Consider the following 14,689-nt stretch of genomic DNA (forward strand, 5'->3'; position numbering starts at 1 on the left):
CAGGCAGTTTTCTTTTTCGAATTGATGCTTTACCTGTTTGGTCTAAGCAATCTTCAATCCAGTTTAAATCAATCAATTCACTGAATTGTGAAAGTGAAGGTAGGGTTTGTTTTAATGTTAAATCTAGATTCTGAGATAAATTCATAAAAAAAGAGCGTATTTACATACGCTCTTTTTACAGCATTTTAACTTTTTTTGCTTAACTGACTGGCATTACTCATTAGAGGGCTTTTTTCATTCTAGAACAATGACAGTTTATTCAACTTCCAGATTAAACGTCACCGGCCCATCATTGACCAGATGCACTTTCATGTCGGCGGCAAAAATACCGGTTTGCACATGTTCAAACTGGCTTTGGGCATATTCTACCAGCTGCTCATAAAGTGCTTTAGCCTCGGCAGGCGGCATAGCTGGGCCAAAGTCTGGACGTAAACCCTTCTGGGTCTGTGCCATCAAGGTAAATTGTGAAACCAGCAATAAACCACCGTCGGCCTGGGCAACGTTCCAGCCCATTTTACCCTGTTCATCATCAAAGAAGCGGTATTTCAATATTTTATCAATCAGCTTTTTGCCTTTTTCCAGATTATCGTCTTTGCCTAAACCTAGAAAAACCAGAATTCCTTTTTCAATTTCCCCAGTGGTTTCACCCTCGACCACGACTTTAGCTTCTAAAACTCTTTGTAATAAGGCACGCATTTTACATATGGACTGCTAATGATAGATGGACGTGATTGTAGCAAGAATAAAATCTGGAGCAGTATGAGATGCTGTTTTTATGAGCTTTAAATATATGAAAATCAATTGATTAATTTTTTTAAATCCATTAAAGCGATTGAATTAATAAAAATAATCTGTTTTATCTATTTATTGTGTTGGCGTATCTTAGCCCATGCAGGAAAGGTAATAAATTGAGAGATTTAGAAATGTTTAAGCGTTCATTACTGGTTGCAATGATTGCAACTGTCACAGCTGCACAAGCTGCTCCTTTAACTAAAGACAATGGCGCGCCAGTCGGTGATAACCAGAACTCGATCACTGCGGGTCCAAATGGTTCAGTACTCCTTCAGGATGTTCAACTGGTACAAAAATTACAACGTTTTGGTCGTGAGCGTATTCCTGAGCGTGTCGTACATGCGCGTGGTACAGGGGCATATGGTGAATTCGTTGCGACCAAAGATCTATCTGATCTTACCCTCGCTTCATTGTTCAAAGCGGGGACTAAAACTCCAGTTTTCCTGCGTTTTTCTACCGTAATTCACGGTAAGGGTTCACCAGAAACTCTACGTGACCCACACGGTTTTGCATTGAAATTCTACACTCAAGAAGGTAACTGGGACTTGGTCGGTAACCAGACACCGGTATTCTTTATCCGTGATGCAATCAAGTTCCCGGACTTCATTCATGCCATGAAGCCAAGCCCAGTAACGAATGTCCAAGATGCTAACCGTGTGTTTGACTTCCTGTCGAGCCAGCCATGGGCAACCAACATGCTGACTTATGTGTATGGCAAGCAAGGTGTTCCAACTAGCTATCGTGAACAGGACGGTTTTGGTGTTCACGCTTACAAACTGTATAACGACAAAGGCGAATACAAGTACGTGAAATTCAACTTCCGCTCTAAACAGGGCGTGAAAGGCCTGAACGTGAAAGAAGCGGCTGAACAGCAGGGTAAAGATTTCAACCACTTGACCAATGATCTATATAACAACATCTATGCGGGTAATTTCCCGAAATGGGATCTATATATTCAGGTGATTGATCCTAAAGATCTAAACAGCTTTGATTTTGATCCGTTAGATCCAACCAAAATCTGGCCAACTGAGCTGGTACCAGAAACCAAAGTCGGTACTTTGACCCTGAACCGTATGCCGAAGAACTTCTTCAATGAGACTGAACAGTCTGCATTTGCGCCAGGTAACCTGGTTCCGGGCATCGAGCCATCAGAAGACCGTCTGCTACAAGGCCGTATCTTCTCTTACTCAGATACCCAAATGTACCGTTTAGGCGCGAATCACCAGCAAATTCCGGTGAACCGTCCAGTGGTAAATGTGAACAACAATAATCAGGATGGCTACATGAATATCTCTGAGCGTGACTCGGATGTGAACTATGAGCCAAGCCGTAAAGAGCCAAAAGCTGCCACTGAAAAAGCACGTGCGGTACAAACACCATTATCTGGTCATGTACAGCAAATTGGCGTGAAAGAGCAGAACTTCAAGCAGGCAGGTGAGCTGTACCGTTCATACTCGGCTAAAGAAAAAGATGACCTGATCATGAACCTTGCTGCTGATTTAGGCGCAGTGAAAGATTCAGAAACCAAGCACATCATGTTGTCTTACTTCTATAAGGCAGATGCGGACTACGGTACACGTATGACCAAGGCGGTAAACGGTAACCTGGCGACTGTTAAAGCCAAAGCTGCAAAATTAAAAGACTAATCCCGATTGGTCTTGAGGAACTGGTGACTAGGGCATAGCGCATCACCTCCAAAAAGTCCTGTAATACTCCAAACCTTTCCTGCACCCTAGGGGGAGTTTTACAGGCACTCCGTTTTTTATCTCATCTCAGGGTAATTCAGTCTTTCAAGACTTAAATTCCCCTTCGATTTCTGCTGGAGTTCATCATGAAAGTTATGTCATCTATGTTTTTAGCCAGTATTCTCACGATAGGTTCCGCATTCGCAAACGTGACTGTCGCGAAGGAGATCTCCCCCGCTAAAAGCGTGGACAATATTCAGATGAACTCACAACAGGAACTGGTCGACCTGTTCTTTGCTGCCGCCAAAATTGGCAATAGCGAAGTTATCAACGAATTTTTAAAACATGGCTTTCCGGTCGATGTACGCAATAAAGACGGTTATACGCCACTGATGATGGCAACGTATTATGGCCATCAAGCGATAGTCAGCAGTTTGCTTAAACATGGTGCCGACCGCTGTGCTCGAGACAATCGAGGCAATACGGCCTTGATGGGGGCTTTATTCAAGATGGAATTTGCGATTGCCAAGCAGTTGCGTCAGGTGGACTGTGATGTCCAGGCGCAAAAAACCGGACAAAAGACCACAGCCGAATTTGCCAAGGTCATTGGCCAGGAAAAACAGCTACATAAACTGATTCAGGAACAGGAAAAAGCTCAGACCAACACCCAGAAATAAACCGGGTTATGCTTCTGATACTTTTGTCGCAAATACAGCCAGCTGTACGTAAATCCTGCATTATTGCATGACTTTTTATGCTTTAATGCAGAGATAAGCACAGCGATATTCCCTTAGTTATGGCCCCAATTATCCATTCTCTGTTAGATACTGACTTGTACAAATTCACTATGTTACAAGTGGTCTTACACAAGTTTCCGCAAACGCATAGTGTCTACCATTTCCGTTGTCGTAATCTGGAAGATACAGTCTATCCACTGACGGATATTCTGGATGACCTGAATCATCAACTGGACCTGCTGTGTCAGCTAAAATTCAAAGAAGATGAACTGCAATATTTAAGAAGCTTACGTTTTATCAAAAGCGATTTTGTGGATTATCTGGAACTGTTCCAGCTCAAGCGCCGTTTCATCAAGGCCAGTATCGACAGTCAAGGCCGTCTGGATATTGTGGTGGAAGGCCCGATGGTTCAGGCGATGATGTTCGAGATCTTCGTACTGGCGATTGTCAATGAACTGTATTTCAGCCGCATTCGCACGCCTGAAGTGTTGGCTGAAGGCGAACACCGTTTAAAAGCCAAAATCGAGCTATTAAAACAGTATGATGCTGCGCAAAACCCCAATGATCCACCATTCTTGGTGTCAGATTTTGGTACGCGTCGCCGTTACAGTTTCGATTGGCAAAAGCATGTGGTCGAAGAATTTCACAAAGCCGCACCGCATGTGTTCCGTGGGACCAGTAATGTACTGTTAGCCAAAGAGCTGGGCATTACCCCGATTGGTACCATGGCGCATGAATTCCTGCAAGCTTTTCAGGCGCTGGACGTACGTTTACGTAATTTCCAGAAATCTGCACTGGAAAGCTGGGTACAGGAATATCGTGGTGACTTGGGTATTGCCTTGACCGATGTGGTGGGGATGGATGCATTCCTGCGCGACTTTGATCTGTACTTTGCCAAGCTGTTTGATGGCTTGCGTCATGATAGTGGCGACCCTTATGAATGGGGTGACAAGGCCTATGCGCATTATAAAAAGCTGAAAATAGACAGCAAAACCAAGATGCTGACTTTTAGTGATGGCCTGAATCTGGAAAAAGCCTGGAAATTGCATCAGTACTTTAAAGACCGTTTTCAGGTCAGTTTCGGCATTGGCACCAATCTGACCAATGATATGGGGCAAACCCCACTCAATATTGTGCTGAAACTGGTGGAATGTAACCGTCAGTCAGTAGCCAAAATCTCGGATAGTCCGGGCAAAACCATGACCGATAATGATACGTTCTTGGCCTATTTGCGTCAGGTTTTTGAGATCAATGAACCTGCTTAAGTCAGTTTGAAAAATTCATAATTTTTAAGAACCGTTTCTATATAGAGGCGGTTTTTTTATGCAAGCTTATTTAACACCAGGGTTTAGCTAAAATCTTGCTAATCATCTGCAAAGAAAGCACATCAGTGTAAAAACCAGCTGTGCTAAGATCAACAGGATTTGACCAATAATAGCCATGATAACGATGACCGCTGCAGCTTTTAATTTTGGCCTGCTGATTGAGGCAGAAGATTTAGTTCCCTATTTGGGCCATGAAAAACTTCGTATTGTCGACCTGAGCCGTGCCTCTGTGTATGAGCAGCTGCATATTCCGCATGCCTTGCATTTAAAGCCTAAACTTCTGGTGCGTCAGGAAGAAACGGCGATGGGACTGTTACCGGATACCGAAGGCTTGCAGGCTCTCATTGATTATCTGAATATTTCTCCTGAGCATCATGTGGTGGCTTATGATGATGAGGGCGGGGCATGGGCAGGGCGTTTGCTCTGGAACCTACATTGTCTGGGTTTTGAAAATACCAGTCTGTTGAATGGCGGGATTCATGCCTGGCTCGGTGCTGGTTTGCCGACTTCTTCCAGTCAGGAGCAGTTTGCACCAGTGAAGAACGTATTGCAGGTTAATCTCGAGCATCAGGCGAATTTTCAGATTGGCTATGATGAACTGCGCCAACAGGTTGAAAATCAACAGGTTCAAATTTGGGATTGCCGCACGCAAGATGAATATACTGGCCTACGTTTAGCGGCTCGACGCGGCGGTCACATTCCGGGAGCACGTCATTTTGAATGGAGTACTGCCCTTAATCGCGAAAATCATTTAAAATTACAGCCTTTACCACGTACTCAGCAGCGTCTGGAACAACTGGGCTTTGATTTGAATCAACCCGTTGTGGTGTACTGCCAGTCCCATCACCGCTCAGGTTTGGCCTATATTCTGGGTCGTTTACTGGGCTGGAAAATTCGAGCCTATGATGGTGCGTGGAGTGAATGGGGCAACCGCCTCGATAGTCCAATCGCTACAGGGGAGCTGCCATCTTGAGCATCACATCACGTTTAAAACAACAGTTTTTTATTAAAGCTCAACGATTAGTACCGCAACATCGCTTGTCTCGGGTGGTGGGTAAAATTGCCGCCAGCGAAAACCCGATTATCAAAACTGCTGCAATTACTGCCTTTAAGGCGCAGTATGGCATTGATATGTCGATTGCTGAACAGGCCAATGCCCTGAAATTCAAGTCATTTAATGAATTTTTTACCCGCGCCCTAAAAGAAGGTATCCGTGCGGTTGATCCAGATGCTACGAGCATTGTTTCGCCTGCAGATGGTGCGATTTCCCAGCTAGGTAAAATTGAAAATGGCGATGTGTTTCAGGCCAAAGGCCAGAAATTTACCGTTGAAGCACTGATTGCTGATCCGCAACTGGCCGAGCCATTCAAAAACGGTGAATTTGCGACCGTATATTTGTCGCCACGTGATTATCATCGGGTGCATATGCCATTTGCTGGCACCTTGACTGAAACGTTATATGTACCGGGCGAGCTATTCTCGGTCAATCAGGTGACCGCAGAAAATATTCCGGGCCTGTTTGCACGCAATGAACGTATGGTCTGTCTGTTTGATACTGAAATCGGCCGTATGGCGGTGGTATTGGTCGGTGCGATGATTGTGGCGGGTATTGAAACCGTGGCAACCGGCAAAGTGAAGCCTTCAGGCCGGATCGAACTTAATCAGCATGATCTGTTCCTGGAAAAAGGGGCAGAACTGGGTCGTTTCTACCTCGGTTCAACAGCAGTGATTTTATTCGAAGAAAATAAAATGCAGTGGGATGCCGTATTCAAGGCCAATTCTTTGGTGAATATGGGTGAAGCGCTGGGGCATACAGTTTAAAGATTTTACCCTCCCTTTATTAAAGGGAGGTTGGAGGGATTAAATATTTTCTCGTTTAGAATAAATAAAAATCCCCCTCAGTCCCCCTTTAAAAAAGGGGGATTTCCTCTCCTATTAAGGACACGGTTAGAGAGAGATCCAAATAAAAAAAAAGCACCCTCAGGCGCTTTTTTTTATTTCTAGAAATTTATCGTTTCACGACGATGGAATCGATCCCGCTATTCTGCAAGGTTTGCTGTGCGATAATCGCGGCTTCTGCAGAATCATAAGGGCCTGAAACCACGCGATACCAGACTTTGCCATTTTCTACACTGCGTACCACATCGGCAGATAAACCATTGAGAATAATTTCAGCACGGCGGGCATCGGCCTGATCCGGGTCATCAAAGCTGCGGACTTGCAGAATATAACTGGCCGGAGCGGCAACAGGCGCTTCACTGGCTTCTAAGCCAGGCTCAGTTGTGGTCGCCTCAGGTGGAGCTACTTCAGGTCGAGGCGCTTCTACAATTACTACCGTATCCTGATTTTTGTTTTCAGGGACGGCCTGTTCAGGAATAGGCGTCACTTGTTGCTGTGGTAACAGGTCATAAAAACGGTAATCTTTATTGGTATCTTCTTCTTGGACAGATTCAGCACTTGTTTGAGTTTTCGGTTTGACCGGTTCCCATGGCTTCCAGAGCATCAGTGCCATTAAAAAACTTAACACGATTAAAATGATCACGAGTGTGCCGAGCCAGGTTGGAATAAGTGGCTTTTTAGGCTTATTCGGTCTTTCAGATACACCGCGCTGCGTTTTTCCAAACACTTGGGATTTTCCTCTTATTAATCGGGACATATAGAAAAGGCATAACAGCAGTTATGCCCCTACTATCACTTCATCCTATGTGATCAGGATACAAAAGTCATCCTCTAGATCACAAATCACACAGAATTTTAATTTATCTGTATCTTCAAGCACATAGCTGAAGTTACAAAATGTCTGCTCAGCAGATAAACGGCAGTGTTTTGCTTACATGCTCGCTTCGAGCCTAGCTCTTGTCTTGCATCAATGTAAAAGCAGTGCTTTGACTATTTACCTTCTTGCATCAATGTAAAAGCAGTGCTTTACATTGATTCAGGAGCTGACACACCTAAAAGTTCTAAACCGTTACGCAGTACCTGACGCACGTTCACTGATAACAATAAGCGTGCTTGGGTCAATTCAGCATCATCACCGAGTACTTTATTGTCGTTGTACCAGCCGTGGAACAAGGCTGCCAGCTCTTTCAGGTAATTACCGATTTGATGTGGTTCATAGCTGTTTGCAGCACGGACCAGAATTTCCGGATAGGCCGCTAGTTTGGCCAGGATTTCAGTTTCAGCATCAAGCTCCAGCTTAGCCGCCAAATTACGTGCTGCTGTAGCATCAAAGTTGACATTGGTAGACGCTGCTTTTTCTAACATACGACAGATACGAGCGTGTGCATACTGGATGTAATACACTGCATTGTCCTTGCTTTGTGACACAGCAAGATCCAGGTCAAAATCAATGTGCTGTTCAGACTTACGCATTACGTAGTAAAAACGTGCAGCATCATTGCCAACTTCTTTACGCAGATCACGCAAGGTCACAAACTGGCCTGAACGGGATGACATTTGTACCATCTCGCCGCCACGCCATAGGCTCACGAACTGAACCAGAAGAACCGTTAATTTTTTCGAGTCATAGCCCAGCGCATCAATGGCCGCTTTTACACGTGCGATATAACCGTGGTGATCTGAACCCCAGATATCGATGATATCGGTATAGCCACGTTGTAACTTGTTCAGGTGGTAAGCGATGTCAGACGCGAAGTAAGTGGTCTGACCATTACGACGTTTCACGACACGGTCTTTTTCATCACCGAATGCAGTGGATTTGAACCAGATGTTGCCATCCAGTTCATACAGGAAACCACGCTGATCTAAGGTCTGTAAGGCTTCTTCAATTTTGTCTGTCAATGATTCTTCGCTGAACCATTGATTGAAGGTTACACCAAATTCGCCTAGGTCATCTTTAATATCATCTAAGATAGCTTTAAGCGCGGCTTGCAAGAATACGCGGTAGCCTGTGCCAATTAACGCTTGTGAATTAAAGATCAAACCATCGATGTGTTTTTCTTTATCGCCAGACAATATGACTTTATTGCCATCTGCATCTAATTCAGCTGCAAACTGTACATCTTCAGGCACGTTTTTATACACGTCAGCCACAGGACGTACATAGGCGTCGCCATCCTGATCAATAATGCTTTGCGCGATTTCTTTAACGTAGTCACCTTGGTAGGCATTTTTCGGGAACACCAGTTCCTGACCCGTTAATTCTAAGTAGCGCAGATAAGTCGAAGTCGCCAGAATGTCCATTTGACGGCCAGCATCATTGACATAGTATTCGCGGTCGACTTTAGCACCAGTCGCTTCAAGCAAATTCGCAACCGTCATACCATACGCGGCACCACGACCATGACCTACGTGCAGGCTAGAGGTCGGGTTGGCAGACACGAATTCAACCTGGATACGTTTATCCGCATTGACCTGGGTACGACCATAAGTCGCCTGTTGTGCCTGAATTTGATCAAGGACTGCAAAGCGCTGGTCAGCATTCAGGAAGAAGTTAATAAAACCAGGACCGGCAATTTCTGCCTTGCTGATATCCGCCACTTCAGGCAGGGCAGCAAGAATTTTTTCCGCTAAATCACGTGGCTTCATACCCGCAGCTTTCGACGCGATCATGGCAATATTCGACGCAAAGTCACCATGGCTTCGGTCTTTGGTACGCGTCAAATTACTTGTATTGTTCCAGTCAGATGGGAGTACGCCTTGTGCCTGTAAAGTGTGCACTGCATGATCGAGAGCTGCTTGTATTGCCGTATTCATAATCAGTCGAAAATAGAGATCGCAGAAAAACAGCAAATATAGCAAATTTCAGGCTGTTTAGGTAAAAGCATTTATAGGGAATAAAAAGTAGAGGATCACTTCGTCAGAAGTTTTTGACTAAAGAAAGGGAAAATCAACGGATTAATCCCGTGAAAATAACACCAGTTTTCAGCTCAACATTTCAGATGAAAAAAACAATGCTTCACCCTACAGAATTTGGCTTATATTAGTCATCTGAAAACAGTAAAAAGAGCATGTCGTGGCTGCATCACAACGTCCGACCATTATCGGTCATATTCCTAAACTCCCTGCAAAATGGGCATTGATTATTGTGCCTTTTATCCTGTCCTGCCTGATGAGTGGCATTATTTCCATGATCAATATGCTGCGTAATCTTGGCTGGATTGATGGATTTATGGCACTCTGGTTTCATAACTGGATGATTTCCTGGGCGATTGCTTTTCCGATTGTGGTGACCTTATTGCCATTCGTACGCAAATTCACTGGGCTGTTGGTCGATATGTCCGGACCTCAGCCACCCAAATGATCATTTTTTAAATCTTAAATTTGATCTGGCTGGAGTCAATTCTTGAGCATTTTAAAAGTCGGGCTATATGGGGCGAATAGCATCATTTTTAAATTAAATGCTCCACCGCCGCCCGGATGATCCCGAGCACCAGACCGATACAGGCACCGACCACGACCCCATTGACCCGGATCATATGCAGGTCGCCGCCGACTTCATTTTCAATCTTGTCGATCATCTCGCTTGAATCCCATTCGTGAATGCGCTCGCTGATAAAGCGAATCACTTTTTCACTGTACTGGTCACTCAGGTCAACCGCGATAGAGCTCAAACGTTTATTCAGCAGCTCACGAACCGAAGCATTCGAGATGATATTTTCTCCGACCTGTTGAATGGCAATTCTGAGATTTTCCGCAATACCCGAATCAGGTTTTTGCAAGTCTGCCTTGATTGCATCACATAAAATCACCACGGCACCGCTGATAAAATTCAGTACCTGTGGACTATCCAGTAAGGCATCTTTGGTTTCATTCAGACGCTGGCTGGCTTCACTGTCATTATCTGCCAGCTGCAACATCCAGCTATGTCCCATGCTCTCAATTTTAAGTCGCCACGGATGATCTGGATCGGCCAGCATGGCTTCAACGCGCCCGATCACGGAATCAATACTGCGTTGCTGCACGTCAATCCCGATCCAGCTGGCGCCTTTGGCCAGTTTCCACACGCCCATTTCCTTAAACAGGTTACGGGTCAGCTCGCGGGTTTGTTCCGGATGCGAGGTCATCCAGGCATGCACCACATCCAGTCCGCGCTGTAGCACATCCTGATGGAAATCATTGTCCAGAACGGCATGCAGCATTTCGCTGGCCAGAGTATTGATCTGGGTATTTTTGACCCATTGCACGCTGTTGCTTTGGATAAAGCCGGCAATCTGTTCCTGTCCGACAAATTCAAAGATTTTAGGAACCGTTTGCTGAATGACCTGAGTCACTTGGGCATTATTTTGTGGATTGGCCAGCCAGCGTCCTGCAGCCAGACTCAGGTCTGTACTGTCCAGACTGCGTTGTACAATTTGCGGAGAAAGAAAATTTTCCTGCACAAAACGGCCCATCGACTCTGCAATACGAGCCTTATTACGTGGAATGATTTCGGTATGGTCGCGTAAAAACTTGGGAATGGGCAATCTGCCAAAAGGGTTACGAAACAGCACGGTAATCGCATACCAGTCCGCCAGTCCACCGACCACACCCGCTTCTGCCGAGAGCATCAGAATATGAATGAGCCAGACATATTCGGGTAGCAATTTGGCTGCCACCATCAATGCCAACCAGGTCAGTACGGCGACCACCAGGGCGATGGTCGCGAAACGTTTACTGCGTTGTAAGCTCGGGGAGATACGCTCTGTCTGCATAGATCATCCTGTCAGGAGGGATTGGCCGGTTGCGGTTGCAGCACTGCACCGGATGGACTTAAACCATATTTAGCCCCAAGTGAATGTAAAATCAAGCGGGCATCAAAGGCATCTTGAGGCGCCTGATTGGCCTTGAAGCATTCAATGGTATAGGCCACCTGGGCAGGATCCAGAGTCACGGTATAGGGACGGTCATAGAATGGGTCTGGCCAGAACCCCGGATATCGGCGGTAATACCCGTACGGATAAAAGCTCGGTGCCGGATAGACGATGGCCTGCCGTGGAGGTTGTTGAGTACGGTTACTTGGATCATTCAGTACCCTGAAGAACTGAAAGCCATTTTGTACGGTAGTCTGTGCGGCTTTGAGCAGGGTAATTTCTTCAGCTGTGCCAAAGCTCATATTGGGACGGGCCTGAAAGCTGATACGGTAAGTGTTGCTGTTGAGGGGAGTGGTACTGTAGCGACCTAACTGATCAAATGTTAAGGGCTTTGAGGGTGTGGTTGCACAGCCAGTCAGGCTGATGGCAGCAATCACACTCAATCCCAGTAGCATGTTTTTCATGTTCGATCTCCTGATGCAATGATCCAGTCCGGACAGCGGTCTTAAAAAATCTTAAAAACTGCTATCGGGCTGGGTCAGGAAAGTAAGTTCTTCATCGGTCGATGCACGACCCAGAATCTGGTTTCGGTGCGGGTAACGTCCAAAGCGGTCAATAATGACCTTGTGCTTTTTCTCGAATTCCAGATTGGTCGGATTGCCCAGACGCTGAAACAGTTTTAAGGCGAATTCATGAATCAGTTTGGATTCGCTGTGCATAAATGGCATATACAGAAAGGCACGCTGTTCCGGACTGAGCTGTTGATCCAGGTTCAGGCTGATGGCTTCCTGAGCCAAGGCCAGTGCCAGACTGTCTTGGGCGAAAGCTTGGGGAGAATCACGGAATAAATTTCGTGAAAATTGATCTAGCACAATAATTTCGGCCAGCCGGCCTTCTGCGGTTTTACGCCAGCCCCAAAGTTCAGCCTGGGCTGCCTGCTGATGGGTGCTCATGAACTGCTGCGCAATACTTTGGTCGAATTCATGACTTTGGCTAAACCATAAGGGCTGGCTGTCCGCATGAAACCAAAAGTCTAAAATATCTTGATAATTCATAATATTTACAATTCATTAGCATCTATTTGTTAATAAAATCACAAATTTTCCATGTCTTATAGAGGAAGTTTGTGTTAAAAATTTGCCAAATTAAAAATCAATGGTTTGCCTGAAAACTAGGCAGCCTGTCATATGCCGGCACGAAATCACGTTATACTGATTAAACCGATGATTTTAATTTAATAATTTAGCCCCCTTAAGCGAGATTGTAATGAGTCAACCTGAATCGACTTCCCAAAATGTGTTACCGACCTGGGTCGAGTCGTCACTCATCAAAGGCATGTTGCGTGGTATCGAGCGTGAAAGCTTACGTATGCAAAGTGATGGTTTCCTGTCACAGGCAGCGCATCCTCGTGCCTTGGGTTCAGCCTTGACTCATCCACATATCACCACGGACTATTCTGAAGCATTGATGGAGTTTATTACTCCGCCACAGGACAGTATTAAAAAAGCGCTGGACTATCTCAGCGATATTCATGCGATTGTCCATCGTCATCTGGAAAATGATGAAAAGCTCTGGCCTTTGTCGATGCCGTGTATGCTGGACAGCCGCGATGACAGCATTCCGCTGGCACAGTATGGCAGCTCGAATATCGGCCTGTTTAAAACCTTGTATCGTCATGGTTTAGGCGTGCGTTATGGTCGCCGTATGCAGACGATTTCAGGCGTGCATTACAACCTGTCTTTCCCGGATCATCTGTTCGAGGCCTTACAACAGCAGGAACAGGACGAGGCGCTGCAAGCATTGAGCTTGCAGGATTATCGCAGTCATCGTTATATGGGCCTGATCCGCAACTTTATTCGTCTGACTCCACTGGTGATGTTCCTGGTGGGGGCCAGTCCGGCGGTTTGCCAGTGCTTTATGACTGGCCGTGATCATTTCTTGCTGCCATTGGTGAAAGGCACCTTGTATTCGCCTTATGCGACTGCGCTGCGTATGGGACGTTTTGGTTATCAAAACTCTGCGCAGAAACAGCTCGGTATTCACTACAATAATTTGCAGGACTATCTGGACGGGCTGCAAAAAGCCGTCAAAACGCCGTATAAACCGTTTAGTCGTCTGGGACTGGATGATGCCAATGGCCAGCCGATCCAGATCAATGATCATGTGCTGCAAATCGAAAATGAATATTACAGTCTGGTGCGTCCGAAACAGGTGCCGATCGCGGGTGAAACGCCGTCACAGGCACTGGAAAATCGTGGGATTGCCTATGTCGAGCTGCGCGCAGTCGATGTCAATCCATACAGCCCGATTGGCATTAATGAAGATACGGCCGGTTTCCTTGAAGTGGTAGCCTTGTACTGTTTATTGCAAGACAGTCCGGCGCTTCTTAGTGATGAACAGGATATTATTGAGCAGAATCAAGCCGAGGTCGTCAACCGTGGCCGTGCGCCAAATGCCGCAATTATGGAAAATGGCCAGTCTTATCCGATTGAAGACTGGTGTGCCATGCATTTGCAGCGTATGCATCCCTTGGCCAAGCTGTTAAATTCGGCCTATGACAGTACTCTATATACTGATGCTTTAAAAACCATGATGATCCGGGTCGATGAAGTCGATGCCACCTTGTCTGCTCTGGTGGTCGGGGATACACGTGAGCAGGGCGGTATGTGGCATTTTGGCCAACATCTGGCCCAACAGCACAGCAGTGTCTATGAAGAACATCAGCTCAGCCCGGAAACCCTGGCTTATTTTGAAGAAATGTCACAAAAGTCATTGCAGCAGCAACAGCAACTCGAGCAAGATAGCAGCGTCAGTTTTTCTGATTATTTAGCCCAATATCGATAAAAAAATAAGAGGATTCACCATGCAATGGGGTTATCGCTTCGTGAGTGGTATGTTGTTTCTGGCTGCTGTCATCGGCATGGCATTTGCCTTATATCTTGAGCATGTACAAGGTCTGGCGCCTTGTCCGCTCTGTGTGTTTCAGCGTGTCGGATTAATCGGACTCGGGATCATCTCACTAATCGCATGCCTGCATAATCCTGCATCCAATGTCATGAAGCGGCTGTATGCCTTGCTGGGTTCGCTCAGTATTTTGTGGTCTGTGGGCGTGGCTGCGCGTCATGTCTGGTTACAGAACCTGCCACCGGATCAGGTACCGAGCTGTGGTCCCGGTCTGGAATACTGGCTGGAAACCCTGCCAATGCAGTCCGTACTGCAGCAGGTCTTAAATGGTTCGGGGGAATGTGCTGCGATTGACTGGACTTTCTTGGGTCAGTCCTTGCCTGTCTGGTCTTTGATCTTCTTTAGTATTTTATTGCTGGTCAGTTTATGGCAATTGCTGCGTAAATATAAAACCGTAGCGGTTAAACGACTCAGAGATAAATATTAATTCCGCA

Annotated in this window: 15 protein-coding genes; 8 read left to right on the forward strand and 7 right to left on the reverse strand. The window is 45.9% G+C overall.

The window, feature by feature from the left end:
• Together AC1P5O_RS05845 and dtd are read right to left on the reverse strand one after the other, a co-directional pair.
• On the reverse strand, positions 1 to 145 hold a 145-nt coding region (locus tag AC1P5O_RS05845; RefSeq protein WP_171260753.1), incomplete at its 3' end, for a transposase domain-containing protein.
• A 110-nt stretch (positions 146 to 255) separates the two neighbouring features.
• The gene (dtd, locus tag AC1P5O_RS05850) at positions 256 to 696 is read right to left on the reverse strand and encodes a D-aminoacyl-tRNA deacylase (RefSeq protein WP_005094942.1); all 441 of its coding nucleotides are present in this window, start codon (positions 694 to 696) and stop codon (positions 256 to 258) included.
• 227 nt (positions 697 to 923) lie between these two features.
• Between dtd and AC1P5O_RS05855 the strand changes: the two genes are divergently transcribed.
• The 5 genes from AC1P5O_RS05855 (at position 924) to asd (ending at position 6,360) form a co-directional block, all read left to right on the forward strand.
• Positions 924 to 2,438, forward strand: coding sequence for a catalase (locus AC1P5O_RS05855; RefSeq protein ID WP_005094943.1), 1,515 nt, complete (start codon positions 924 to 926; stop codon positions 2,436 to 2,438).
• Positions 2,439 to 2,623: 185 nt separating this feature from the next.
• On the forward strand, positions 2,624 to 3,154 hold the full coding sequence (locus AC1P5O_RS05860; protein ID WP_005094946.1) for an ankyrin repeat domain-containing protein: 531 nt from the start codon (positions 2,624 to 2,626) through the stop codon (positions 3,152 to 3,154).
• Positions 3,155 to 3,273: 119 nt separating this feature from the next.
• Positions 3,274 to 4,479 carry a nicotinate phosphoribosyltransferase gene (pncB, locus tag AC1P5O_RS05865; protein WP_004729084.1) on the forward strand — a complete coding sequence of 402 codons (1,206 nt, stop codon included), beginning with the start codon at positions 3,274 to 3,276 and terminating at the stop codon, positions 4,477 to 4,479.
• A gap of 184 nt (positions 4,480 to 4,663) precedes the next feature.
• Entirely contained in the window at positions 4,664 to 5,512 is an 849-nt protein-coding gene (locus tag AC1P5O_RS05870) for a sulfurtransferase (RefSeq protein WP_005094948.1), read from the forward strand.
• Positions 5,509 to 6,360, forward strand: coding sequence for an archaetidylserine decarboxylase (asd, locus tag AC1P5O_RS05875; protein WP_004281264.1), 852 nt, complete (start codon positions 5,509 to 5,511; stop codon positions 6,358 to 6,360). The genes AC1P5O_RS05870 and asd overlap by 4 nt, the downstream gene beginning before the upstream one ends.
• Before the next feature lie 187 nt (positions 6,361 to 6,547).
• Here asd and AC1P5O_RS05880 read toward each other — a convergent pair whose 3' ends face one another.
• Together AC1P5O_RS05880 and argS are read right to left on the reverse strand one after the other, a co-directional pair.
• On the reverse strand, positions 6,548 to 7,165 hold the full coding sequence (locus AC1P5O_RS05880; RefSeq protein WP_004281265.1) for an SPOR domain-containing protein: 618 nt from the start codon (positions 7,163 to 7,165) through the stop codon (positions 6,548 to 6,550).
• A 299-nt stretch (positions 7,166 to 7,464) separates the two neighbouring features.
• Complete coding sequence (gene argS, locus AC1P5O_RS05885) at positions 7,465 to 9,255, reverse strand: arginine--tRNA ligase (protein WP_005094951.1); 1,791 nt, start codon at positions 9,253 to 9,255, stop codon at positions 7,465 to 7,467.
• Between the two features lie 259 nt (positions 9,256 to 9,514).
• On the opposite strand from argS, the gene AC1P5O_RS05890 reads away from it, so the two are divergent.
• Positions 9,515 to 9,802 (forward strand): DUF2798 domain-containing protein, encoded by a 288-nt coding sequence (locus tag AC1P5O_RS05890; protein ID WP_004647201.1) that lies wholly within the window; start codon positions 9,515 to 9,517, stop codon positions 9,800 to 9,802.
• 88 nt (positions 9,803 to 9,890) lie between these two features.
• On the opposite strand, the gene AC1P5O_RS05895 is transcribed toward AC1P5O_RS05890, so the two are convergent.
• The 3 genes from AC1P5O_RS05895 to AC1P5O_RS05905 are packed head-to-tail and all read right to left on the reverse strand — an operon-like array spanning position 9,891 to position 12,346.
• Entirely contained in the window at positions 9,891 to 11,192 is a 1,302-nt protein-coding gene (locus tag AC1P5O_RS05895) for a DUF445 domain-containing protein (protein ID WP_348942092.1), read from the reverse strand.
• 11 nt (positions 11,193 to 11,203) lie between these two features.
• Positions 11,204 to 11,755, reverse strand: a complete 552-nt coding sequence (locus tag AC1P5O_RS05900) for a CC0125/CC1285 family lipoprotein (RefSeq protein WP_004729097.1) — start codon at positions 11,753 to 11,755, stop codon at positions 11,204 to 11,206.
• Positions 11,756 to 11,806: 51 nt separating this feature from the next.
• Positions 11,807 to 12,346, reverse strand: coding sequence for a DUF924 family protein (locus tag AC1P5O_RS05905; protein WP_004281270.1), 540 nt, complete (start codon positions 12,344 to 12,346; stop codon positions 11,807 to 11,809).
• Positions 12,347 to 12,557: 211 nt separating this feature from the next.
• Between AC1P5O_RS05905 and gshA the strand changes: the two genes are divergently transcribed.
• Both gshA and AC1P5O_RS05915 read left to right on the forward strand, forming a co-directional pair.
• The gene (gene gshA, locus AC1P5O_RS05910) at positions 12,558 to 14,135 is read left to right on the forward strand and encodes a glutamate--cysteine ligase (RefSeq protein ID WP_005245643.1); all 1,578 of its coding nucleotides are present in this window, start codon (positions 12,558 to 12,560) and stop codon (positions 14,133 to 14,135) included.
• Between the two features lie 19 nt (positions 14,136 to 14,154).
• A complete protein-coding gene (locus AC1P5O_RS05915; protein WP_004729102.1) occupies positions 14,155 to 14,682 on the forward strand; it encodes a disulfide bond formation protein B in 528 nt (175 codons plus the stop codon).
• The last annotated feature ends 7 nt before the right edge of the window (positions 14,683 to 14,689 follow it).

The sequence above is a fragment of the Prolinoborus fasciculus genome, from assembly GCF_056724605.1.